The following is a 25166-nucleotide window of genomic DNA, read 5'->3' as shown; positions in this document are numbered from 1 at the left end:
CGGTAGATTTACACTAGCTTGCTGGTATAGCGCCTTTTTTCCGCTTAGGATATGGGCTCAAACTTAGGTAAATTACGACGTTCATGCACGCATCCGATCTGCAAAGAGACAAAGTATCCCGCCTGGTCACCTGGGGCCATTGGTTCGCCTTCTTTAATGGACTGCTGGCCAGCGCCATCGCCGTGCGCTACGTCAAGCTCATTGGTTGGCCCGACACCCTGCTGGCTCAGTTTTACTCAGTCATCACCCTGCTTGGCCACTTCTCCTTTGTCAGCTTTGTGGTTTTTCTGCTGTGTCTGTTTCCACTGACGCTGATTTTACCCTACTCAAAAATTCTTCGGGGTTACGCGGCACTGTTGGCCACGCTGGCTCATACGGTGCTGGTGTACGATATTCTGGTGTTCGACCATTACCGCCTGCACCTGAATCCCTTTGTGTTCGACATCTCGTTTTCCGATCTGCCACAGCTGATTAGTACCCCCTGGCTGCTGATTCTTCCTGCGGCCATGCTGGCGATACAACTGCTGGTCGCCAACGGCCTATGGAAACGCATCGAACGCCTGAACCGGCGTAACTGGGGCGGAAAGATTGCCACCGTGATGCTGAGTGCCTTTTTGGGCGGCCACCTGATTCACATCTGGGCCGACGCCAATGTGTACCAACCCATCACCAAAATGGATGAGATGCTGCCCCTGCACTACCCGGCCACCGCCCGCAGCTTTATGGCCAGTCGTGGCATTGTCGATGAGGAGACCCTGGCAGAGCGCACCTCGACGGCGCGCCCCACGTCACAGCTCAACTACCCGGTTAAACCGATGCAGTGCCAGGCCAGTGACTCGCCCGATGTGGTGATTATCGCAATCGACGCCCTGAGGCAGGATCTGGTCAATGAACAAACCATGCCCTACCTGAGCCAGTGGAGCCAGGGCAGCCATGTCTTCAGCCACCACTACAGTGGCAGCAACGACGCCGACCAGGGCCTGCGCAGCCTGTTTTATGGCTTGCTGCCCGCCTACGAAGACTCATTGCAGGCAGACCAGCATCAGCCGATCCTGACCTCGGTGCTGGCCCAGCAGGGCTATCGACTGAATGTGGTCGGCACCACTGTCAGTGCCAGCGAGCCGAAGATGGCGGTAATGTTCAAAGGCATGACCCTACACCCGGAGGCCGCCTTTGACTCCGCTGCCGATCGGGACATCAACAGCACTCAGCAGGCGCTGCAGCTGATGCAAAACGGCCACTCACCCAGCTTTACCCTGATTCAATATCACTCACCCTCGGTGTACAGCACCCCGGTCGGCTTCGTCGGCCTGCCCACGGTCAAACCGCAGATGGCCATCAACGAAGCCCAGGCGGTGCTGTTCAACCAGTATCGCAGCTCCATTCATTTCCTCGATGGCCAGTTAAAGCAGCTGCTAAGCCAATTAGACAGCGATACCGTGGTGATCATTACCGGCACCGACGGTCAGGAATTTACCAGCCTGGACAACCGATTGAGCCGTAACTTCTCCGACGCCACCCTGCGGGTACCGATGATCATCCGCTGGCCTGGGGAGAGCGGCAGAACCATCAACTACCGCAGCAGCCACTATGGTGTTGCACCGACGCTGCTGACGCTGCTCGGAGGCTGTACCAATAACACCCGAGAGTACAGCTCAGGCGACACCCTCTATAGCCCGTCGGACACCGACTTCTTAGTCGTGGGCAACAAGCGCTATTTCGCCATTAAAACCGACTCCACCACCACGGTCATCGACAACCGCGGCGACTACCGAGTCTATAATCGGCAAAATCGCCGCGTCCGCGACGCCAAACTGGACGCGCCGACATTGCTGAAAGTGATGAAGGAAAATCGCCGCCTGTTCGCTAAGTGATCGCCACCCGGGTTTAAGACAACGCCCCGTCCGCTCAGCGTCCGGGGCATTTTTTTGTCGGTTCCCTTGCGAGTGCTCATCAATATTGATGAATTTTGGCCGATTCGGCCGCCAAAACTTGACTACAATGGCCCCAAACCTAAGATGGTCTTGAACCACCATCATTTGCAAACTCGTGCGAAAGGACTCTCACGTGACTACAGACTCTGTCTCTTCAGACCCACGCACCGCCTTTGCCGCTTTTATGCAGCTTGAGGGGGAAACCCTCACCGTCAGTGACGATAATGGCACTCAACAATCGCTGTTGATCAGCCAGGTCAATCACAGCCAACTTCCCAACAGCCGCTTTGAAAGCCTGAGCGTGGTGCTTCAGGGCGACGAATCACTGGCGTTTGAGCAAGGGGTGTACTATCTCGAACATGCCAGCACCGGCAAACAACCACTGCTGTGCGTGCCGCTGGGCAACGGCAGCTACGAGGTCATTTTTTCCCGCGAGCGTGAGCCGGTTGCCACTCCATGAGCAGATAGATCTCATTGGTCTCGGTTTTAAGACGAAAGCCCAGACGCTCATAGAGCTTTCGAGCCGGGTTATTACGCTCGACATGAATGGTTACGGTGCGGTCGCTGCTCTGCGCCTCTTGAAACAGGCGCCGGAAGCAATGACTGCCAATGCCCCGGCCGCGATATTCGGGAAGTAGAGAGATGTCGACAATACGAAGCTCTGTGGACCAGGCATCCACAAACAGCCGCCCGATGGCCTGGCCATCCAGTTCGATGATGTCGAAGCGATCGCTGCAATAATGCTGTTGGTAGTGGCGATACTGGGCCTCGAATTGAGACTCGCAAAACGCCTGCAGTTGGGCCTCGGGCCACTGGGCCGCCGCCAGCTCCTGCCGGCGCACATCGGCATAGAGGCGACGCAAGAATGGCAAGTCCGCCTCACTATGGCGACGAAGAGTTAGGGGTAAGGTTGCGCGGTCGGTCATTAGGGACATCCTGTCTGAAATGAACGCTCACCTTACCCAATCGATGCAATGCAAACAACACAAGGAGTGTGAACATGTCAGAACCCTTTATCGGTGAAATCAAGATGGTGGGCTTTACTTTTGCCCCCAGAGGCTGGGCGTTTTGCAACGGTCAAATCATGGCCATTGCCCAGAATACTGCGCTGTTCTCCCTGCTGGGCACCACCTATGGCGGCGATGGTCGCACCAGCTTCGGCCTGCCGGAAATGCGGGGCCGGGTTCCGGTTCACTGCGGCGGCACCTCAGGCACAGGTCCCGGCCTGCCCACCTGGCGGCTAGGCGAACGCGCAGGCTCGACGACCCACAGACTGAACGTTTTGGAGCTGCCAAGCCACAACCACCAGATTCAGGGAAATAACGTCGCGTTTACCGGCACTGCCAATATCGAACCACCGGCGTCCAATGAGAGTGCTAACCAAGGCACGCCCAAGGGCAATGTGCCTGCCATTATCGGCACCACCGACCGGCCAACAAAGGCTTACTCCGACGCTCCCGACGCTGCCATGAAGGCCTTCCCGGCGACGGTCTCGGGCACCGCCGCACTCACCGGGCAAACCCTGCTGACCGGCGGCAGTCAGGCATTTTCCATTATGCAGCCGTCCATCGCGATGAACTACGTCATCGCCTTGATGGGCATCTTCCCGTCACGAAACTAACTCACTACTAAAACAGCAGCACAGCATCGAATGCGGGGCCAGGGAGTTGCCCCGCAGTTTGACCCAATACAGGATCACACCATGGACAGGTTTTCCCGGCTTAGCAGCCTGATGTTCGGCATTGCATTTTCCGCCTCTCTGACGGCGGCCACCGATGAAAATTTTGACGGTATTGCCGGTTCAGGCACTCTGCCAATCCCCTTTGTCCGCGGTGATTTCACCTTTGAACAAGGCCCCTCAGGTGGTTTTGATGCACTCGCTGGCACCGATGCCATCGCCAACGGCACAGGCCCGGGCAATAACAACATCAGCTTCAAAACCACCGACGGCAGCGAGTTTCAGCTCATTTCGTTTCAATTGGCATTTTATCGTGGCGATTACATCTATCGTATCGAGGGCTACCGAGATGGCGTCCTGATTGGCAGCGAAATCTTCGACCTAACCACCGCTCCAGACTACACCTTTATGACCTTTACCGTGGCGGGCTCCGACTTTGATAACGTCGACGAAATTCGCATCGAAAACAATCAAAATAACGAGGGCTTCATTGAGATCTACCTCGACACCATTGACGTAGAGCCAGCAATTTTGCCCGCCGCCGCGCCAGTCATTGGCAACCTCGATGGCGACAGCTTCACCTACACCGAAGGGGACGGCGCCCAGATCATCGACCAGGGCACCGCCGCCACGGTTACCGATGCCGACAGCGCCGACTTCAGCGGTGGTAACCTGACCCTGACCATCACCAGCGGCGAAGACGCCGCCGAAGATCGGTTGTCCATCGACACTTCCGGCAGCATCAGCCTGGCCGGCACCACCGCCGGCAGCAATGTTTCCGTCGGCGGCACCGTGGTCGGTACCCTGGGCAATAACATCGCCGCCGGCAACGACCTGGTGATCAATTTTAGCGCCAATGCCACAGCCGCCCGAACCCAGACTTTAGTGAGGGCATTGAGCTATGAGAACAGCGACACCGACAACCCCACCACCGGCGCCCGCAACCTGAGGCTGACCGTCAACGACGGCGACGGTAGCAGCAGCAACAACGACATTACCGTTACCGTTGCCGCCAGCAACGATGTCCCCGCGTTGTCGAACCTGAATGGCGACAGCCTCAGCTACCAGGAGGACGACGGCAAAGTGGTGCTGGATCAAGGCACCGCCGTAACCCTGTCAGACGTGGACTCGGCGGACTTTAATGGCGGTAACCTGACGGTCACCATCACCTCCGGCGAAGACGCCGGGGAAGACACCCTGTCGGTAGACACAGGTAGCGTGACCTTGGGAGGGACGACCGCCGGCAGCAGCGTCACGGTATCCGCCACCATTATTGGAACCTTGGGCAACAACATCACCGCCGGCAACGACTTTGTGGTGAACTTCAATGCCAATGCCACTGTGGCGCGTATTCAATCCCTGTTGCGGGCCCTCACCTACGCCAACAGCGATACGCTGATGCCCACCCCGGGGGCGCGCAACGTGCGCATCACCGTCAGCGATGGCGATGCTGGCACCAGTGCCAACCAGGATCTCACGGTGACCGTCAGCCAGGTCAACGATCTGCCCACCGCCGCCAACAATAGCCTAAATGTTAATGAAGGCGCCGCCACAGCCATTGCCACCTCGGAGTTTGGGTACAGCGACCCTGAAGGGAGCGATTTGGACCACGTTACCATCAGCCAGATCCCGGCCAGCGGCACCCTGTGGCTCGACAGCGACGGCAACGGCAGCCACAATGGCGCCGAAACCCTTGTCTCCAACGGCAGCACCGTCTCCAAGGCCACCCTGGACAGTAATCTGCTCACGTTTATGCCCTCAGGCACCAGCAGTGCCAGCCTGACCTTCACCGTCAATGACGGCAGTGACGACTCATCGGGCAGTTACACCCTGACCCTGAGCACCAACGCCCAGCCGACCGTCACCATTAACCAGGGAGCATCACAAGCAGACCCCACCAACGTCTCGGCGGTGGTGTTTGATCTGATCTTCAGCGAAAGCGTATCCGGTCTGACGACCTCGGACATCAGTGTCAGTGGCGACGTCAGTGCTAGCGTCACCGGCCTGAGCGGCTCTGGCAGCAGCTATCAGGCCACCGTTACCATCAGCAGTGGCAACGGCGATCTGCTGGTCTCCCTGCCCGCCGGAGTCGTCACCGATGCCGGCGGAGCCAGCAATAAGGCGGCCACCAGCACCGACAACCGCGTCAGCTACGATGGCATCGCGCCGGCAGCGCCCACCGGCCTGGATCTGGTTGCCGCCTTTGACAGTGGCAGTAGTGACAGCGACAACCTGACCAAACTGACCACCCTGTCCATCAGCGGCAATGGCGAAACCGGCGCCACCTTGACCCTGTTTGCCGACAGCAACGACAATGACCTGCTCGATGGCGGCGAAATCACCACCTCAACCACCGTCAGCGCCAGCACCTGGACCGCCTCCCTGGGCACGCTGACCGAAACCACCCACGCCATTAAGGCCTACCAAACCGACGCCGCAGGCAACGACTCAGCCATCAGCGCCCCGCTATCGGTGGAGGTGGATGCCACCGCCCCCAGCGGCCACAGCCTGAGTTTCAGCCAAAACCCGGTAATTGCCGCCAATAAAGGCGCCATCACCCTGACCTTCGCCGCCGCCGAAACCGGTGCCGAATTCAGCTACACCATCGGCTCTGACGGCGGCGGCACGCCACTGACCGGTTCGGGCACCCTGGCGTCAGCCACCGACAGCATTGGACCCCTGGATCTCTCCTCGCTGGGCGACGGCACGCTGACCCTATCCACCGTGGTCACCGATGCGGCCGGCAATGCTGCGACCACCGCCACAGACACCGCCACCAAAGATACCGAGATTCCCCTGGCCCCCACCGGGCTGGATCTGGCGACCGCCTCCGACAGTGGCAGCAGCGACAGCGACAACCTGACCAAGCAAACCACGGTCACCATCGCAGGCAGCGGCGAGACCGGAGCCACCCTCACCCTGTTTGTTGACAGCAACGGTAACGACAGCCTCGACGGCGGAGAAGCCACAGCGACCACCAGTGTCAGCGGCGGCGGATGGAGCACGGCCTTGGGTCCCCTGACTCAGGGCAGCCACAACCTCAAAGCCTATCAGACTGACGCCGTCGGCAATCAGTCCGCCGTCAGTACTCCGCTGACCATTGAGGTGGACACCGAGGCCCCCAGTGGCCACAGCATCGTCTTTGACCCCACAACCGTTAACGGCAGCAATGCCCAGTCGGTCCAGGTCCGCTTTAGCGGCGCCGAAATCGGCAGCCTGGCGGCCTACAGCATCGCCTCCAGCGGCGGCGGTACCCCCATTAGCGGCAACGCGACCCTGGCCAGTGCTACCGAGGCACTGGGCCCCTTTGATCTGACCACATTGACCGATGGCACCCTCACTGCATCGGCGACCCTGAGCGACGCCGCCGGCAACGCCGCCACGACGGTCAACCACACCGCCGATAAAGACACTCAGGCCCCTTCCGGCTACAGCGTCAACATCGATCAGGCCCAGATCAACGCCGCCAACGTTGGCGCCCTGAGCTTTACCTTCAGTGGCGGCGAAGCAACAACCCACTATCAGTACAGCCTCAGCAGCAGCGGTGGCTCCGCGGTGGTCACCGGTTCCGGTACCCTGACAGGAACCGGTGACCAGATCACCGGCATCGATGTCTCCGGCCTCAGTGACGGTACTCTGACCCTGTCGGTAACGCTCACCGACGCCTTAGGCAATGCCGGAACCGCCGCAGTAGATACCGTGGCCAAAGACGCCGTTGGACCGGTGATCCAGTCTCTGGTGCTGAACCAGGGCCAGTTTAAGGCCGGCGGGGTCATTACCCTGAGCGCCAGCTTTGATGATGTGGTAGTCCTGACCGGCAGCAACATCACTGCCAGCCTGACCATCGGCAGCGACAACCGTCAGGCTGCCTATGTCAGTGGTCATAACAGCAGCACACTGCAATTCAGCTACACCGTCCAGGCGGGCGACAACGACAACGATGGCGTCACGGTCACGGCCATTCAGACCAACGGCGATTTCGCCCGAGATGGCAACGACAACGACGCGGTGCTGAGCTTTACTGCCCAGACCGAACCCAACCTGCTGGTGGACACACAGGCGCCGGCAGCGGCGACCCCGGAACAGGCGGCCCAGGTACTCAACAGCGACAGCCTCACCCTGTCGCAAACCGGCTACAGCGAAGAGGCCATCACCATCGCACTGTTGGCGGACGCCAATGGCGACGGCATCGCCGACAACAGCACCCCACTGGCCTCGGATACCGTCAATGGCGGCCACTGGAGTCTGGATGTGGCGCTGAATCAAAACGCAGATCACTACTTCGTGCTGCGCAGCAGTGATGCTGCCGGTAATAGCACCGACCGAGCCATTGGCAACTACCAGGAAGATTCCACCCTGCCCGAGTCGCCGCTGGTGCTGTCACCGCTGGAAGATCTGTACACTGCGACGCCTCAGGTCGCCCTTCAGGGCAGTCACAGCGAAAACGGCATTACTCTGATACTTCTGGCAGACAGTGACAACAATGGTGTGGCCGACAACGACACCGCCATTGCCACCACTACGGTAAGCGGCAATCTTTGGCAGTTCGACCTGACCCTGGCCGATAACCAGGTATCTGATTACGTCGTACAGGCCAAAGACGACGCCGACAACCGCTCTGCCCAGGTGGGACTGGTGTCCCTGACTCACGATGACATCGCCCCGACCGCCACACTGGATACGGGCAACACCGCCACGGCCACGCCGATGATCGGCGGTGACTACACGGATTTAGGTGGCATTGCCAGCCTCAGCTATACCCTGACTGATCAAGACGGCCAGCAATTCGGTCCCTTTAATGCCGACAGCCTCGACTCAGGCCGCTGGCAGGACGATGCCATCGGCCAAAGCCTGGGCGACGGCGTGTACGACGCCGAGCTGACACCGGTGGATAAAGCGGGCAACAGCCAGGTCATCGCACTGGCACAGATTCTTACTGTCGACACTCAGGCCCCAGCCGACTACAGCGTCGACATTGTGCAGAATCGAATCGACGCGGATAACGAAACCGCCATGAGCTTCATCATCAGCGGCGGCCAGGTCGGCTTCAGCTATCAATTCCAGATCAGCGACGACAACGCCCAGACCATCGGTGACAGCGGTACCCTGAGCGCGGCCGAGCAGGCTATCACTAATCTGGACGTCTCCGCACTGGCCGAAGGCACCCTGACCCTGTCTCTGACTCTGACCGACGATGTCGGTAACCAGGGCGCCGACGCTCAAGACACCGTACTCAAGCAGTACAATGCCGCACCTGTGCTGAGTGGCACCCCGGCCACCAGTGTTGATGAAGACAGCCTGTACCAGTTCCAACCCCAACTGATCGATACCGATGCCGGGGACAGTCACCTGTTCAACATCAGCGGCCTGCCGATTTGGGCCAGTTTTAACAGCGCCAACGGCACACTCAGTGGCACGCCGGACAACAGTCATGTGGGCCTCTACAGCGACATCGTCATCGGCGTGACCGATGCCAGTGGTGCCAGTGACAGCCTGCCCGCCTTCTCCATTGAGGTGGTCAATACCAACGACCAGCCAATATCCGCCGACCTGACCCTGACCACTCAGGAGGACCAGTCGCTGTTACTGCCTCTGGTTGGCCAGGATGATGACGGCGATGCCCTCAGCTTCCGATTGGTCTCGGCACCGACACAGGGCCTGGCAAGCCTGCTGGGCCAGCAATGGCACTATGAACCGGAAACCGACTTCCATGGTGACATCAGCTTTACCATGGTCGCCAGCGACGGTAAGCAGGACTCCAGTCCCTTTACGGTACGCATCCAAGTGCTGCCGGTGAACGATCTGCCGGTCGCAGTGGACGACGACTTCGAACTGGATTACCGCGACGATGGTCAGTATCGCCTGGCGGTGATGGAGAACGACTCGGATGTGGACAACGATACTCTGACGCTGCTGCAAACCAGCACCACATTGGGCAATGCTCACATCGACGGCGACGCACTAGTGCTGAACCTGGACAATGGATTCAGCGGCAAAGTGGCTCTCCAGTACCTGCTCAGCGACGGCCAGGGTGAGCCGGTAGAAGCCTCGGTTCAGGTTTCTATTGGCGACACCGATAATGCCGGGTTGCCGATACTGACCCTGCCTGAGCCGGTGGAGGTCCAGGCGGATGCCCTGTTTACCCGGGTGGATCTTGGCGTTGCCACCGCGCTGGACAGTGCCGGGACGCCCCTGGCCGTCAGCCTCATTCGGGGCCACACCCTGTTCCAACCCGGCCTGCACCAGGTGTACTGGGAAACCACCGACAACGCCGGTCAACAGGCCAGTGCCAGCCAGGTGGTGAAGGTGCACCCAATGGTCAACTTCCATAAGGATCAGCTGGCAGCCGAAGGCAACACCATCCCCGTCGGCATCTCACTCAATGGCGACGCCGTCAGTTACCCGGTCACCCTGGCGTTAACCCTCTCCGGCACGGCAGTGGAGGGTGAGGACTACCTGATCAGTGCCAACGAGGTGCAGATTGACAGTGGCCGCCATACCAGCATAGAGCTAACCCTACTGGACGATGGTCTGGCGGAGGGGGATGAAACCATCCTCATCGGCTTTGGCGATAACATCAATGCCGGCAGCCGCCATCAGCATCAGGTTGTCATTACCGACGCCAACCTGCCGCCAGCCCTGACTCTGTCTGCTCAACAGTCTTCGGAGATGCGCATTGTACTGGCCCAAGACCAGGGCGAGGTGCAACTGATGGCTCAAGCCAGCGACCCCAACCCGGGCGACAGCCTGACTCTGGACTGGCACCACGACTACCCCGAGTTGGTGGATACCGACTATCAGGACCACACCCTGAGCTTCGATCCTGCGATGTTGGCTCCAGGCAGTTACCGCATCGAAGCCAGCGCCAGCGACGGCGAATGGACCGTAGAGCAGAGCCTGACTCTGACCGTGGTTGAGACCCTGGCCAATCTGGGCGAAGAAGACAGCGACGGCGATCTGCTGCCGGATAACCTGGAAGGCTATGGCGACGATGACAACGACGGCATTGCCAACTACCTGGATGCGCTGGACGACTGCAACCTGCAACCGGAACAGGTACAACAGCAAGCCCAATACCTGTTTGAAGGAGAAGCCGGGATCTGCCTGCGTAGCGGCGATATGGCGTTGGGCGGCATTCGCAACAGTGCCTGGTTGGATGAGCAGGATCCTCTTCCCGCTGATGACCAGCACCGTCTCCACGGCGGCACCTTTGACTTTATTGCCGTTGGCCTGCCGCAACTGGGCCAGGCCTACCGATTGGTGCTGCCTCAGCGCGAAGCCATTCCGGCCAACGCCGTGTATCGCAAGTACCGTGAATCTCAGGGATGGTATGACTTTGTCGAAGATCAGAACAACCAGGTTCACTCGGCTCAGGGAGAACCGGGTTACTGCCCACCACCGGGCAGCGCCCTGTGGCAACCGGGCCTCAATGAAGGCAGCTGGTGTGTACAACTGACCCTGACCGACGGCGGCCCCAACGATGCCGACGGAGTGGCCAATCATCGCATCAGCGATCCCGGCGGCGTGGCGGTGCCCCAGAGTAGCAACCTCGCCCCTCAGTTGACCGATGACGCTCAGACCATGATCGCCAACACCCGCCTGTTGCTGACCCCTCTGGCCAACGACAGCGATCCCGATGGTGACACCCTGGTCGTAATGGCAGCCCAGGCCACCCACGGTCAACTAACCCTACACCCGGATGGCACGCTGACCTATCAGCCGCCCGCCGATTTCCTCGGTGAAGATCGCATCGGATACAGCGTCAGCGATGGCATGGGCGAAACCGCCACCGCCCAGATCGTGGTGACCGTGGTGGCCAACGATGCACCACTGGCCATCACCGACTACGCCAGCACCGACGATCGCACTGCCATCACCGTCGACGTGCTCGCCAACGACCAGGATCCGAACAACGACAGCCTGGCCCTGATCTGGGCCGAGGCCGAGCACGGGCAAGTCTCCATCACCCCCGATCACACCCTGTGGTATCAGCCACAGCCCGGCTATCAAGGAGAAGACCGCGTGACCTATCGCATCCAGGATGCCCTTGGCTCAGAGGCGGAAGCGACGCTCATCGTCACCGTCGATGCCCATGAGCCCATCGTTGTTACTCAGACCAGCAGCGGCGGAGCCCTGAGCTTGTCGGGCGGAGTCCTGCTGAGCCTGCTGATGCTGCTGCGACGCCGACGGGCCCTGCTGGCATTGCTGAGCACCACCGCCATCGCCAGCACCGCCCAGGCCCAGTGGTCGCTGCACCTGCAAAGTGGCTACAGTCACACCGACAGCGACACACAGAGCATAACGGCCGCTCTGGAGGCTGCCGGGGTTCAGGTCGCCTCATTGAGCCAGGACACCGACACCTGGAGCTGGGGAGCGGAGTTAGGCTACCGGTTCCTGCCGCAATGGCAGCTGCGAGTCGGCTTTCAGGATCTCGGTGAATACCGCCTGAGCTACCGTGGAACCACGCTGGATCCGGAGTCGACGCAACAGCAACTGGCCACACTTGGCCCGACCTCGGCCTCCGGGGTTAATCTCGGCCTGCACTACCGCTGGTCGTTCACCCCGGACTGGGCCATTAACCTCGGGGGTGGTGCCTGGTTCTGGGACAGTGACATGGACAGCGTCTCAGCTTTGCAAACCCTGAGCAGCAGCGACAGCGGCACCGATTGGTTCAGCGACCTGAACCTGTCCTGGCAACTGAATCCAAACTGGTCTCTGGCGGCCGGCTGGCAACACTTTGAGCTGGACAACAGCGACATCGATAACGGCTTTGTTCGTCTAAACTGGGTATTTTAAACGCCAATGAAACACACCATCAAACAGGTGCATCATCAGGCCCGAGCTCTGATGCAACAGTTGGAAACCGCCTCTGAACAGCGTCCAGGTGAAATCAAGGCCTGGCAGGACGCCTACCTGACGCTCATGTGCGACTTGCTTGAGTTGCCACTGTTCCCCGAGACTTTTCTCGACAACGCCCACACCACCACCGCTCAGGGACGCGCCTGTTCTCCCCAGGTGGCGGCCCAGTGTTCGGCGGAGTTTATGCGAGTACAACAGTTTCAGCGGGGCATTCACCGGGCTATCAGGGATCTCGGCCAGCCCGAGCGACCTCTGAAGTTACTGTATGCCGGTACCGGTCCGCTGGGCAGCCTGGTGGTGCCGCTGCTACTGCTGTTGCAACCACGACAGGTGCAAGTGACGTTTCTCGACATTCATGCCGACTCCCTCGACCGCCTGACCCAGCTGCTGACCGCTCTCGAGTTGACCGACTTTATCGACGAGATCGTACACGCCGATGCTCTGGAGTGGACGCCAGCCGCCGATAGCCGTTATGACCTGATTGTGTCTGAAACCATGAAGGCGCTGTTCGAGCAAGAGCCGCAGATCAGCATCATTCGTAACCTGATCCGATGGTTGCACCCCGATGGCACCTTGATCCCACAATCGGTGGATCTCAGTGCCCACCTGGTGCATAGCCGAACCGATGCCCCCACCGAGCAGTGGTTGCCACTGGGCGTGTTCTTTCAACTCAATCGCCACTCGGCACAACAACTGGCCGCATCGACGGCCCCCCGCATTCATGGTCAGCTGGCGATCCCCACCCGTCAGCCGCCGCTGCAACTGGCTCTGGCCACCGACATTCAGGTATACCGGGACACCTGGCTGACCAATAACCAGTGCAGCCTGAATCTGACCCGCTATCATGCCCTGAATCAATGGCGACGTCTCGACCAGATTCAGTTTGAGTACCGCTGGGGCAGCGATCCGCGGTTTGAGTTTCAGTGCCAGGGAGAACCACTCCATGACCATCGTCTCAGCCCGTCTTCACACGCTTGATCCCGAGCTGTTTCAGGCGGAAATCGCCACTGTGGCCGGCTCCGAACTATGGCAGGATCACGTCAATCATCAGGACTATCGCGGCAGCTGGCAGGGGCTGGCACTTCGGTGTGGCCGCCACACTTTGCATAGCCATCCGATTTTGCAACTGCACCAATTGGAGGGCGTCAGCGACTGGGTGGATCTGCCAGTTCTAGAACGATTACCCTCATTATCGAGGTGGTTGTCAGAGTTTGTGGCTCCGGTAGGGGCGGCGCGTTTGCTGCGCCTGGACCCTGGCGCACACATTCTGCCTCACCGGGATCACGGGCTTGGGCTGGAGCATCAACAAGCCAGGCTGCATCTGTGCCTGGAGATGCCGGAAGATCTTAGATTCATTGTCGATAGTCAGACCGTGCCGATGGCGGCTGGTGAGCTTTGGTACATCAATGCCGATCTGCCGCATGAGGTCTGCCATTGCGGCCAGCGGCCACGCACCAGCCTGGTAATGGACTGCCAGGTTACCGGCCCCCTCAGGCAACTCATAGAAACTGCGCCGCTAATTCAACACCAACATCAATAACCTAAATCCAATCCAGTATTCGCAAAGGTCGCAGCCCCGAGTCATAACCAACGGATAACCGAATCCACTATCTGGCCACAACCAGTTATGATGCAAACCAGATTTACGCAGGCTATTAAGCAGTTCTTATTTGGTAATTGCACTCAGAAAATTAATGGCTTAGCTGTTCGAATCGCTGCACCCAGCGTTCCGCTCATCGAAGACGGCGCCGGGATCCGTTTCTTTGCTCAGGGAGCATGTATGTCCAACAAAAACACCCAGCAGATGGTCGACTGGATCGCCGTGGCCTTCGCCGCTTTTTGCCCGGCCTTCATCCTGGCGTTGCTGGCCGGCATCAGCTAATTCCCCTGGGCCAGGGACGGCCCTGTTTCCTGCCCGATACTCAAACTCCATCATTGCCGCTATAGTAAAGATTGCAGCCCTACTTACAGGATGTAATCTTTGGGATTTCGACTTTTTTACATAGGCTTACTCTGCACAAGCATGGCTCAGGCGGCACCGCTGCCAGGCCTCGAGGCTGCCGCTCGTCAGCAGTTAAACGAAGTATTTGCCACCACCGCCCTGCTGACCGATTCCGATGCGCTTAGATTGGGCTTTCTGAATTTTGATCCCAATGAATACCTGCCCATCGACAATCCAGATTTCGGCGATGGCAACTCGGTGGCACTGCGCAACGAACTGGAGGTCTATACCCTACCCTGGACCTGGAACCTGGGACGGTGGCAGAACTGGCAGTGGGGAGTGAAAGCCCGCCTGAGCTATGTCCGCAGCAAACAGGAGCTGTCGCTGTTTATCCTGGACGACCCCACTCTGGATCTGAATGACGACCGCATCTACTCGCTGTTCATTCAACCCGGGCTCAGCTACCCCTTGAGTTCACGCTGGCGCTTTCAGCTGGGAGTTGGCAGCCACCTGATGCGCTATGACAACGATTTCACCTTCCGCAACTCAAAGAGTAAGCAATTGCAGCCCGAGCTGGATGGCTCCTTGACCAATATGTCGGTCAATGCCTGGATGCTTCAACCTGAAGTCAGCCTGGACTACCGATTTGAACGAGGCCGCTCCTACTGGCATTACAAAACCAGCTTCAACTACCTATGGGGAAAGAGTTTTGATGTGGACCGCCCGGCATTGCAGGCCGACCCTGAGTCCTGGCGCTGGCTCAACGGCGTCTCCATGCGCCGCCCTTTTCCCGCCTTGATGACCCATCAGGATTATCGACTCAGCCTCAATCGCATCGACATTGGTGGCGACAGCGTGCGTCCCTTCGATACCCATCATTACTACGAATTCAGCGCCGAGTGGTTGTTGAATACCGAGAACCGCCTGCCACTGCTGGACAACATCGGCATCGGCCTGCTGCTGAATTACGGCAGCGCCCTCAAAGGGGCCAGCCTGATCCTGGTATACAACGTCGACTGACAAAAAAGCCGGCCACAGGGGCCGGCCGCAATCACCATCGTCCGCCGATCACACCACCAGGGCGTCGCTGCTCTCAAGCAGATGGAGAAAATCGTCGGTGGATTTAATCTGCAAGTCAATCTTGAACTGATCCGCCAGGGCATACACCGCCGGATTCACGTCCTTATCGGCGTCGATGGCCTGTTGCATCTGCTCATCAATGGCCTTAAAGCGCAGTTTATCCTCGGCCAATTTACGAACGCTCTCGGCGCTGAAGGCATCGGTGTTGATCTTAATCTGCTCGACCCGGTATTCGAACACTTCGGCGACCCGTTTGGAACGCAATTCCATTTTGGTTGAGAAGATGTCGGCCTTATCGAGCAGGTAAACCACGATGGTCGACGCGACGCCACTCAAGGTCGTCAGGGCGATCTCTTTGACGAAATCTGGCATTGCCGCCAGCGGCCCTTTGAGCAGGGTGTTTTCAAAGGTAAACACCGCAAAGGTCACCGCCGTTGCAGCAAACAGCTTCACAATGGCATCGGCCTTCTGCGCCCGGCTCATCTGCTCGCGGCTGCTACTCAGAATTTTGGCGGCCCCGATCAGGGCCGAGAACCCTTCGGAGATCACCTTCATGACGCTCTTGAACATGCCAGTAACCAGATCGGCCACCGCCTCGATCATCACTTTGGCAAAATTCTGCAGGAAATCTTTGGCGCCCTGAAGCAGCATTGGCAGCACTTGTCGCTTCAGATAGGCCATAACCCGAGTAAAACGAAACTTCAGCCCGTCCAGAGTAGACGCCTTTCCCACACCTTCGCTAAATCCATTCTGAATGGCATCGGTCACTTCAAACAGCAGCGGCTTGATGAACAGGATGATGGCATGACCAAGCGCCTGGTATCCGGTCTGCTCCGCAGCCTGACCGCCCGCCTTCTTCGCCACTTGCCACTTCTGCTCTTTGACATTGTGCAGCGCCTTTTCCCGCGCCTTATTCAAGATCGCCTGCTCAGACTCCTTCTGTTTCTGAACCCCCTCTTCAATGCTCTTATCGCTGTGCCGAGAGAGTTTCTTCAACTGCGTCTTCTCCTCCCTGCTGAGCTTCTCTCCGCGAGCCTGTTTAGACTCAAGGGATTGCTTCTGTTGCTGCATATCAGAGAAATTCTTGGCCCCTTTGGCCCGATTAAAGCTGTTGGAAATCTCAATAAAGTTATGATCGCCATCGGTGATGGCCATCAGATCACTCTCGGTCAGCAGCGCATTGTTGGCATAGTAGTCATTGATCTGCTTTACCGGAATCACATGGTCCGTATCGGAGGCTTTCCACTTATGGCCCTTGTTCTCAGCCACCGCCTGCTTCCGGTAGACCGTAATGCGGCTGCCATCCTCGTTGTACTCAATGGAGCTGTAAGCCTGAGTGTTACCCTTGAAATGGCGGTCCTTGTTCTGTTCAAGGTGCTTACGCTTCGACATGGTCTTGCGCACCTCCTTGCTGTATTCGCGAGGCTGACGCATCGCCTCCAGTTGCTGCTTCTTACTGACAGTGGTATCAACAACATGGATGTTATCGCCATAGTCAAAGCCCTGAATCTCCTGCCAGACCCGGCTGGCACTGACTCCGGTGCGATTCAGCTTGAGATCCTTGTGGCTGATGACTCCATCAAGAACGCTCAGCGCCAGCGGCGTTACCAGCTCCTCCATCAGGTTACTTTTGGACTCAAACTCCTGATAGATGTCATTCAATACCGCCAGCGAATCCTGCTGTTCATACAACTCCATATCAATCAGAATCCGACTGGCCTGCAACGGAGAGGCCCCTGACAAGGCCTTAGTGACCTGATTGACTTCAAATTTTATTTGCTGATGCTGCTGAGTCATGCTTGATCCTAAGCGGCCTGAATCTGTTGGGCTTTGTCAAACAGCGCTTGGGCAGCCTCGGTATCCCCGTGCACCACCTCTCCCTGTTCGCTCAAGTACGCCATCTGAGACATCTGCTTCAACACCACTGACAGGTTGAACAATGCCTGAAACTCCTCGATGTGAACCACCGGCAGCAGGCGAAAATCCAGCTTTTCGCGAAACAACTCCGGGGTCACTCCCATCTGAACAATACGCTGGGTATTGATGCCGTACTCGAATCGCTCCAACAGCGCCGCATAGTTGCTGATCAGGCGCTCAAAATAGAGCGCGACAGTATCGATGGATGTGACAACCTGGTCGATCTTCGCCAATTGCGCGGCCATCTTGGCGATTTCTTCATCGATACGGCAGACTTCATCTTTCACTTGTTGTAGCGATTCAGCCGCCTTCTTTCGAGAGAAGATGCCCAAGGTGAGAATCGACAGTGCCAGCTCCTTAAACGACAGGTTGTTAAAATCAATCTCAAACAGCTGCTGTTTGCTGCGCACGCCAGTGCCCGACGTCACTTCGAGGATATTGTCATCAAAGAACTCTTCGAAATGACTGCCGGCCACCCGAACGTTATGCAGACGATTCGCCAGCGCCACGAAACGGGGAAACTGCTGTTCGAAAATGCTCAGCTTAAAGCCATTGATGGCCTTAAGCTGGTTTTCTATCTCCAGGCTCTTGGACTGCACCGCCTCCTGATAGCTTCGCTGCTCCTTCTCAAACCGACGAATGGTTTGTTTGTGCAAACGCTCCGCTTCCAAGAACTTGTCTTTACCGGTCACCGCATTCCAGGCTTTTGAACAGCCCTGCGTAACCTTATCAACAACCGCCGATACTCCGCTGCTGACTGCGTTCCAGACTCGTCCCAGCATCTCAGGCTCCTACCATCTGGTAACCTTCGGCCACCATATCGTTCATGGCGGAGACCCAACGCTCGATCTTTTTAACTTCGTACTCTTCTAGCTCAAAGGCAGACGCCAGGCGCCCCATAAAGGCACGCTCATTGTCACAGATGGTGCTGTCGGCCAACATGATGCCGCACAGCTCAATCATCACCGCACGCTTATGCCCCACAGCCAGGTGCGTCAACGCCTGAATCGACCCCTCTATCTCCGGTTCAGCGGTTTTAGCCTGGTAGCCGTGCAGTTCACACTCATGGACGAACGACTGAAAAATCTGAACCTCTTCGGCCTTGTCTTCACCGTTCAACCCCATGGCAAAACGCGCCAGATTCAGAAAGTGTTTGCGATCGTTTTTCGCCAGTACATTAAGAAACATGCTTCATTACCTTATTCAATCTGAGTGCCGTGATGGCAAAAGAACACTCGCCGAAGTTAAAAATCAATACGGTTCGTAATTTCACCAGCAGCATTGTATTGATACTCGAATACAATATTTCCCTGGTCATCAAACTCTTCGCCCTTGGTCAATTTTCCATCAGAGCCAAAAGTCATTTGATATTTAAGCAGGCCGTCAGCAAAGGTCTGCGAGGCGACTTTTTTGCCTTGGTTGTAGATAATCTCGGTCACCTGATTTGAGGCTTTGTCCTCCATTCGAGTAACCTTGCAGTCACCCAGATGTTTAATGAAGTCAGCCGTCTCAACCTTCAATTCCTTGCCGTTCGCCAGTCCATTGGTCAACTCGATGGCGTTCTCGATCTTCAGTGCCTGAATCACCCCGGACAACTGCTCTATCACGCTGTGTTCGCTCTGCTTACGACCAAATTCATTCTGTTTCTGATTCCGCTCGCCCGCTTGCACCAGTTCATTCAATGCCCGCTGCGACTGTTGATGATGCTGAGCAATGCTCTCTGTCACGCCGTGCACCGCCAATGCATTCGCTTCGCGATCGATACCCATTTGCTTAAGCAATTCCTCTTTGGCATCAGACAGTTCACCGCCAACCTGCTGCGCCCCTTGCTGCACCTTCAGCGCCAATTCCTGGGTGTGTAAAGTCTGCGCTTGCTGAACACGCTCCTGACTATCGGCAACAGACTCGAGCAGTCGTTGTTCACTCTGGCGGTGACGCTCGGCCCCCTCCTGGTGCAACTGCTTCAGGGTAGCCACCAGAGCCGTGTCACTGTGCTTGAGCGCCTGATTTTGCTCAGCCAGAGTCTTCAGGACGCCGCGATTATCTTCACTGATGACCTTTTGCAGAGAGGAACCAAAGTTGGCGATCAACGAGGAAAGATTCCCCGATACCTCTTTTAATTGTGAGTCGGCATCAATTTGGTGCTGCATCTGTCGTTCTTTTACTGCATTCAACTGCACCACCAGATAGATACAAACAATAAAATTAATGACACAAAAACTGACGGTCGCAATGCCGATCTGAATTGAAGAAATTTCCATAATGACTACTTATTGTTCAATGAAATAAGGCGGGACAAGCCCATATAATGACGTAATGACCGTCGAAAAACAGTGATTTGAAATGTGTTTATTTCATTCCTTTTTCAATATCCGTTCTAACTCCGGCATACCGTACCAAAAACACAATTAGACCAGCCATTTGTTCTCCCATTCATACTCTCCTAGCGGTTGCGTCGCTACCACCGACGCCCCAGTCGGACTTTGCCGCTCAATCTGTTAAGCTGCATGATATGTATTCAGGGGCGACATGTCATCACTGGCTACATGAACATGTAAACTTTTCAGGCAGGTAGGAACCTTAAGCATGCGCGTAGACCAGAAACTGAGATATCGATTGATAGAGATCATCGCCCTATGGGAAGGCCGATTGACCACCAACCACCTGTGCCAGGCTTTTGACATTGGCCGCCAACAAGCGTCCAAAGACATCAACACCTACATTCGGGAGTTCTCTGGTACGACGCTGGTGTACGACCGTCAACTCAAAGGCTATACCCCGGGCGACGGCTTTAAACCCCAGTTCTGTGAAGGTCACGCCCACGAATACCTGCAACTGTTGGACAAACACGATGAGTTGGGTGGCATGTTGTCACTGACCCACATTCAAAGTGGCGGCACCCATGTCATGGATGCCCCCTCCCGTTATGTTGAACCCCACATCATCCGCACTCTGATTAAGGCCGCCCGCAACAACCTGACGCTGGAAGGCCATTATGACTCCCTGGCTCACCCCAGCCCAGACGACGATCCCGGCCGTCTTTTCGCTCCTCACACATTGGTTTTTAACGGTTTCCGCTGGCACGTTCGGGCATGGTGCGAGAAGAATCAGGAGTTTCGTGACTTTGTCATCAGTCGTTTTCGTGGCCAACTGAGCATCGAAGACAAACCCGCAGCCAAGCAGAAAGCCCAGGATGAGGAATGGAACACGCTGCAGGCCATCACCCTGATCCCCAACCCCAGACTCAGTCAACGCCAGCAGGTCATCATCGGTCGAGACTATGGTATGGACATGGACAGCCTGTCACTGACCCATCAGGTTTCCAAAGCACTGCTTCCCTATTACCTGCGCCGATGGGCAGTATCGGATCCCTACAACGACTCCCTACCTGCCGAGTATCAACATGTGGTGGTAGCAACCAGCTGATCAACAGCACCAAACTGTCATCAACGTCGGCAAACTTGCGTTTATCTGGTTGTCTACTACGCTCAAATCGCAACAAATTCACCACAGTGTGAAGGGTTGCATAGGATTCGCACACGCCAACGGGGCAATGTGCGACAAGGACGCAAGAAACCGAGGAGTAAATGATGATGAAATGGACAAATTCGCTGAGTTTGGCTGTCGTGCTGGCAACGGCTTGTGCTACCGCGCACGCCAAAGACGAAGGCTTTTATGTCGGGGCCTCCATCGGCTCGGCCAGCATTCAGCAGAGCGGATCGGATCCGGACATTGGCGATTTCGACTTCGATGAGAATGATTTTGCCTGGAAAATTTTTGGTGGCTATCAGTTTAACGGCCTGTTTGCGCTGGAAGGCGGTTACGTTGATTTAGGTTCCCCCTCCAGCTCTGGTACCAAAGTCGATCCCTATGGATTGGACCTGTTTGCCGTTGCTGGCATTCCTTTGGGGCCGGTTCGCGCCTTCGGTAAACTAGGCGGCATCTACTGGGATTCGGATCTGACCGACGATGGCGATAAGGTCAGTGACGACGGCTTCGATGTCGCCGCTGGCGTCGGGCTTGAATTTGAACTGGGCAGCTTGGCCATTCGCGGTGAAGTTGAGTACCTGGATGTGCTCGACGACACCTGGATGTACACCATCGGTGCCACCATCACCTTCTAAATCCGCCTTCGGTTCAGCAAGTCGTCATTCAGGCGACTTGCTGGTTTCGATTCAAAAATGCCAAAACTTCGATACACACCAATTCCGATGAGCAAGACAAACCACGCAACAGAACACTCTCTTTAATCCGTCGCCAACTGCTCTTTAACCAAACTGACCATCGCCTGCGCCGCAAAGGACAACGGCTGGTTACGGCGCCAGAACAGGGACAACTCCCAACTGAGATCGCTGGCAGCCAGGGGAATGCGAACTACCCCGGCGACCGCATGACGTTCGGCAATAAAACTGGGCAATATCATCGCTCCCGTGCCCGCCGCCACCAGGGCGATACCAAAATCGGGGTGGCTAACCCGAGTAACGTCCTTGGGAGTAAACCCAGCCCGAACACAGGCATTGGCCACCAATTCGTGCAGCACATACTCAGGTTCAAACAAAATTTGCGGCGAGTCCGCCAACTCGCTCAAAGTCAGTTGTGGGCGAACGGCCAGTTCATGTTGCCGGGGTAGAATCACCACCATGGGATCCTGACGAATCAACACTCCGTCAAATTCATCGCCAAAGTCGATGATACCGGTCGCCAACTCGATCTCACCTTTGAGCAAGGCGCTGGTTTGCTCCACCCCGCCCCTGACCATCAAATCCATGTGCACCTTGGGATACAGGTGTCGAAATTTGGCGATCACCGGTGCAAACAACTCAGCACTGCCCAGCGGGGCCAAGCCGATGTGCAGCTCACCGGAGGTCAGGCTTCGCTGGGCCGATAACTCCCTGAGCATCGCCCGCCGCACGTTCAACAGCTCTTTTCCATGTTGATACACCACCTGGCCGTAGACGGTCGGCCGCAGTTGGCTGCCGCGCCGTCCCCGTTCCAGCAACACCAAATCCAACTCCTGCTCGAGCTGACGTATGGCTTTGGACAGGGCTGGCTGAGTGATATGAATCGCTTCGGCAGCTTTCGCAAAGCCGCCATGGTCGATGATCTCCACCAGATAACGAATGACTTTCAGATCCAACTCATAAACCTTTAGTTATGCAATCCATAATTAATATTCATTATTTTTATATTGTTAGCAAGGCTACACTGTCGATCCATTGAAATTAAGACACACCCATATGACCCGTCATGCTCGCCCTACCCAGCCTTCCTACCACAATTCATCATCGCCCCAGGCACTGGGCAAACGCCTCTGCCTGACCCTGCTGCAAACCGCAGCACTCTGTCTTCTGGCCTGGCTCACCCAACAACTGGCGGTCTGGGTGCGCTTACCCTTTCCCGGCAGTGTCCTGGGAATGCTGTTGTTGCTACTGGCCCTGAAACTGAAACTCTGCTCTGAGCGCGCCCTGGCTTTGGGCGCAGCCTGGTTGATCGGCGATCTGATGTTGTTCTTCATCCCCTCGGTCATTGGCGTACTGAAGTACGATGCGTTATTTCAACAGTATGGTGCCAGTTTGATCGTCAGCCTGATCACCGGCTCCATGGTGGTTATCGCCGCCACCGCCCTGGTGGTGGAGCGTCTGTTCCGGTTTGAGCAGCGACGAAATCAACGGCTTTCACAGCAACCACAGAGCCATTAATGCCATGCCCCATATCAGCCTACTGGCTCTGATGAGCCTGCTCCTAACCCTGACCAGCTATTACGGCGCCAAAGCGCTGTATCGTCGACGGCGTCGATGGTGGTTAGCCCCCATTATCCTGGCCCCGCTGACGCTGATCGGTCTGGTCAGCCTGCTGGCCATTCCACTGCCGACTTACTACGTGTACACCCACTGGCTGATGGCGCTGCTGGCACCGGCGACCATCGCCTTCGCCGTCCCCATCTATCGGGAAAGACAGCTGATTCGTCAGTATCCCCTGACCCTGTCTCTGGGCGTGGCAACGGGGCTACTGTTTGGACTGCTGTCATCCTGGTGCACCACCAAGCTGTTTCCGATGCCTGACGATGTAGTCCACAGTGTGCTGGTTCGGTCGGTATCCACGCCTTTTGCGGTCGAGGCGACCACCGCCTTCGGCGGCATACCTGACCTGACCGCCATCTTGGTGCTGCTGACGGGGATCATCGGCATGCTGATTGGTGAACCAATATTGAAGTTGGCAGGAATTCGCTCAGCCCTGGCGCGCGGAGTGGCATTGGGTGCCAGTGCCCATGGCGCCGGCGCGGCCAAGGCCACAGAGATGGGCCAGCAAGAAGGCGTTATCGCCAGCCTCGCCATGATATTTACCGGCGTTGCCATGGTACTGAGTGCACCGCTGTTTGCCGCGATATTGGTGTAACGCCGTCATGGAAAAAGGCTCTGACCTAGACGATCAGAGCCTTTCTCTAAAATAAGTGGTCGGCCAGAATGGATTTTCTCCCGTCGGCCGGCGTCCCGGTCTGACCCTAAAGTGCGCAGCACTTTTTAGGGGCGGAGATGCAAAAAAGGCGTCAATCTCACGACTGAAGCCTTTTTCTGAATAAGTGGTCGGCCAGAGAGGATTTATTCCGGGCGGCGATCCGTCGGCCGGCGCTCCGGTCCGGCCCCAAAGTGCGCAGCACTTTTTAAGGGGCGGAGATGCAAAAAAGGCGTCAATCTCACGACTGAAGCCTTTTTCTGAATAAGTGGTCGGCCAGAGAGGATTTGACCCGGCCGGCGCCCCGGTCCGGCCCCAAAGTGCGCAGCACTTTTTAAGGGGCGGAGATGCAAAAAAGGCTTCAATCTCACGACTGAAGCCTTTTTCTGAATAAGTGGTCGGCCAGAGAGGATTTGAACCTCCGACCCCCGACACCCCATGACGGTGCGCTACCAGGCTGCGCTACTGGCCGACAACGCAAGCGATAATACCTTGTCCCGAAGGAAAAGCAAGGGCTGTAAAGTTAAGTGCCTCTTCTTTGGTCAATTAACCCCACCACGCACCACAACTTGTCCACAAAGCCAATCCGTTCGGCCGGCGCCCCGGTCCGACCCCAAAGTGCGCAGCACTTTTTAAGGGGCGGAGATGCAAAAAAGGCTTCAATCTCACGACTGAAGCCTTTTTCTGAATAAGTGGTCGGCCAGAGAGGATTTGACCCGGCCGGCGCCCCGGTCCGACCCCAAAGTGCGCAGCACTTTTCAGGGGCGGAGAGACGAAAAAGGCCCTGACCTAGACGATCAGAGCCTTTCTCTAAAATAAGTGGTCGGCCAGAGAGGACTTGACCCGGCCGGCGCCCCGGTCCGACCCCAAAGTGCGCAGCACTTTTCAGGGGGAGGAGGCATAAAAAAAGCTCTGTTTTTGCAAACAGAGCTTTTCTTGAAAATAGTGGTCGGCCAGAGAGGATTTAACCCGGCCGGCGCTCCGGTCCGGCGCCAAAGTGCGCAGCACTTTTTAAGGGGCGGAGAGACGAAAAAGGCTCCAACCTCTCGGTTAGAGCCTTAATCCTTGAATAGTGGTCGGCCAGAGAGGATTTGACCCGGCCGGCGCCCCGGTCCGACCCCAAAGTGCGCAGCACTTTTCAGGGACGGAGATGCAAAAAAGGCTTCAATCTCACGACTGAAGCCTTTTTCTGAATAAGTGGTCGGCCAGAGAGGATTTGAACCTCCGACCCCCGACACCCCATGACGGTGCGCTACCAGGCTGCGCTACTGGCCGACAACGACGCAAACAATACTCTGTCTCG

General features: G+C 57.0%; 17 protein-coding genes and 2 tRNA genes. 11 read left to right on the top strand and 8 right to left on the bottom strand.

All coding sequences use genetic code 11. The annotated features are described in order from the left end of the window. The first annotated feature begins 83 nt into the window (after positions 1-83). Entirely contained in the window at positions 84-1874 is a 1791-nt protein-coding gene (locus tag J8Z22_RS08700) for a DUF3413 domain-containing protein (protein ID WP_035416376.1), read from the top strand. Positions 1875-2067: 193 nt separating this feature from the next. Next, positions 2068-2394, top strand: a complete 327-nt coding sequence (locus tag J8Z22_RS08695; protein WP_156897132.1) for a hypothetical protein — start codon at positions 2068-2070, stop codon at positions 2392-2394. Here J8Z22_RS08695 and J8Z22_RS08690 read toward each other — a convergent pair. Then, on the bottom strand, positions 2354-2860 hold the full coding sequence (locus J8Z22_RS08690) for a GNAT family N-acetyltransferase (RefSeq protein ID WP_252010107.1): 507 nt from the start codon (positions 2858-2860) through the stop codon (positions 2354-2356). The genes J8Z22_RS08695 and J8Z22_RS08690 overlap by 41 nt on opposite strands. A 74-nt stretch (positions 2861-2934) precedes the next feature. Between J8Z22_RS08690 and J8Z22_RS08685 the strand changes: the two genes are divergently transcribed. The 5 genes from J8Z22_RS08685 to J8Z22_RS08665 all read left to right on the top strand — a co-directional run bounded on the left by J8Z22_RS08685 (position 2935) and on the right by J8Z22_RS08665 (position 15433). Beyond that, the gene (locus J8Z22_RS08685) at positions 2935-3555 is read left to right on the top strand and encodes a phage tail protein (protein WP_252010106.1); all 621 of its coding nucleotides are present in this window, start codon (positions 2935-2937) and stop codon (positions 3553-3555) included. Between the two features lie 81 nt (positions 3556-3636). Beyond that, complete coding sequence (locus tag J8Z22_RS08680; RefSeq protein WP_252010105.1) at positions 3637-12408, top strand: Ig-like domain-containing protein; 8772 nt, start codon at positions 3637-3639, stop codon at positions 12406-12408. A gap of 6 nt (positions 12409-12414) precedes the next feature. Continuing rightward, entirely contained in the window at positions 12415-13449 is a 1035-nt protein-coding gene (locus J8Z22_RS08675; protein WP_252010104.1) for a class I SAM-dependent methyltransferase, read from the top strand. Further along, positions 13415-14011, top strand: coding sequence for an aspartyl/asparaginyl beta-hydroxylase domain-containing protein (locus tag J8Z22_RS08670; protein WP_252010103.1), 597 nt, complete (start codon positions 13415-13417; stop codon positions 14009-14011). Before J8Z22_RS08675 ends, J8Z22_RS08670 begins: the two co-directional genes overlap by 35 nt. Positions 14012-14494: 483 nt before the next feature. After that, a complete protein-coding gene (locus tag J8Z22_RS08665) occupies positions 14495-15433 on the top strand; it encodes a Solitary outer membrane autotransporter beta-barrel domain (protein ID WP_028114734.1) in 939 nt (312 codons plus the stop codon). Between the two features lie 48 nt (positions 15434-15481). Here J8Z22_RS08665 and J8Z22_RS08660 read toward each other — a convergent pair whose 3' ends face one another. Genes J8Z22_RS08660 through J8Z22_RS08645 form a run of 4 tightly spaced genes read right to left on the bottom strand, consistent with a single transcriptional unit; the run spans position 15482 to position 19671 of the window. After that, positions 15482-17290: a hypothetical protein gene (locus J8Z22_RS08660; RefSeq protein ID WP_252010102.1), complete on the bottom strand. Its 1809-nt coding sequence runs from the start codon at positions 17288-17290 to the stop codon at positions 15482-15484. Positions 17291-17298: 8 nt separating this feature from the next. Then, positions 17299-18192 carry a DNA repair protein gene (locus J8Z22_RS08655; protein WP_252010101.1) on the bottom strand — a complete coding sequence of 298 codons (894 nt, stop codon included), beginning with the start codon at positions 18190-18192 and terminating at the stop codon, positions 17299-17301. Position 18193: 1 nt separating this feature from the next. Further along, positions 18194-18598: a hypothetical protein gene (locus tag J8Z22_RS08650; protein ID WP_028114737.1), complete on the bottom strand. Its 405-nt coding sequence runs from the start codon at positions 18596-18598 to the stop codon at positions 18194-18196. A 56-nt stretch (positions 18599-18654) separates the two neighbouring features. Next, positions 18655-19671: a hypothetical protein gene (locus J8Z22_RS08645; RefSeq protein WP_028114738.1), complete on the bottom strand. Its 1017-nt coding sequence runs from the start codon at positions 19669-19671 to the stop codon at positions 18655-18657. 325 nt (positions 19672-19996) lie between these two features. Between J8Z22_RS08645 and J8Z22_RS08640 the strand changes: the two genes are divergently transcribed. Both J8Z22_RS08640 and J8Z22_RS08635 read left to right on the top strand, forming a co-directional pair. After that, complete coding sequence (locus J8Z22_RS08640) at positions 19997-20836, top strand: WYL domain-containing protein (RefSeq protein WP_028114739.1); 840 nt, start codon at positions 19997-19999, stop codon at positions 20834-20836. A 164-nt stretch (positions 20837-21000) separates the two neighbouring features. Beyond that, positions 21001-21534, top strand: a complete 534-nt coding sequence (locus J8Z22_RS08635) for an outer membrane beta-barrel protein (protein WP_028114740.1) — start codon at positions 21001-21003, stop codon at positions 21532-21534. 122 nt (positions 21535-21656) lie between these two features. Here the strand turns inward: J8Z22_RS08635 and J8Z22_RS08630 are convergent, their stop codons facing one another. Next, positions 21657-22547, bottom strand: coding sequence for a LysR family transcriptional regulator (locus J8Z22_RS08630; RefSeq protein ID WP_028114741.1), 891 nt, complete (start codon positions 22545-22547; stop codon positions 21657-21659). Positions 22548-22647: 100 nt separating this feature from the next. Between J8Z22_RS08630 and J8Z22_RS08625 the strand changes: the two genes are divergently transcribed. Together J8Z22_RS08625 and J8Z22_RS08620 are read left to right on the top strand one after the other, a co-directional pair. Next, positions 22648-23109, top strand: coding sequence for a CidA/LrgA family protein (locus J8Z22_RS08625; RefSeq protein WP_252010100.1), 462 nt, complete (start codon positions 22648-22650; stop codon positions 23107-23109). Between the two features lie 4 nt (positions 23110-23113). Then, positions 23114-23806, top strand: coding sequence for an LrgB family protein (locus J8Z22_RS08620; protein ID WP_035416378.1), 693 nt, complete (start codon positions 23114-23116; stop codon positions 23804-23806). A 452-nt stretch (positions 23807-24258) separates the two neighbouring features. Here J8Z22_RS08620 and J8Z22_RS08615 read toward each other — a convergent pair. Both J8Z22_RS08615 and J8Z22_RS08610 read right to left on the bottom strand, forming a co-directional pair. Next, positions 24259-24335, bottom strand: a tRNA-Pro gene (locus tag J8Z22_RS08615). Between the two features lie 726 nt (positions 24336-25061). Continuing rightward, positions 25062-25138: transfer RNA gene (locus J8Z22_RS08610), tRNA-Pro, on the bottom strand. Positions 25139-25166 lie beyond the last annotated feature (28 nt).

Source organism: Ferrimonas sp. SCSIO 43195, from assembly GCF_023716685.1.
GTDB lineage: Bacteria > Pseudomonadota > Gammaproteobacteria > Enterobacterales > Shewanellaceae > Ferrimonas > Ferrimonas kyonanensis.
The sequence above is the reverse complement of the archived record's forward strand: the minus strand, read 5'-3'. Positions and strand labels throughout refer to the sequence as shown.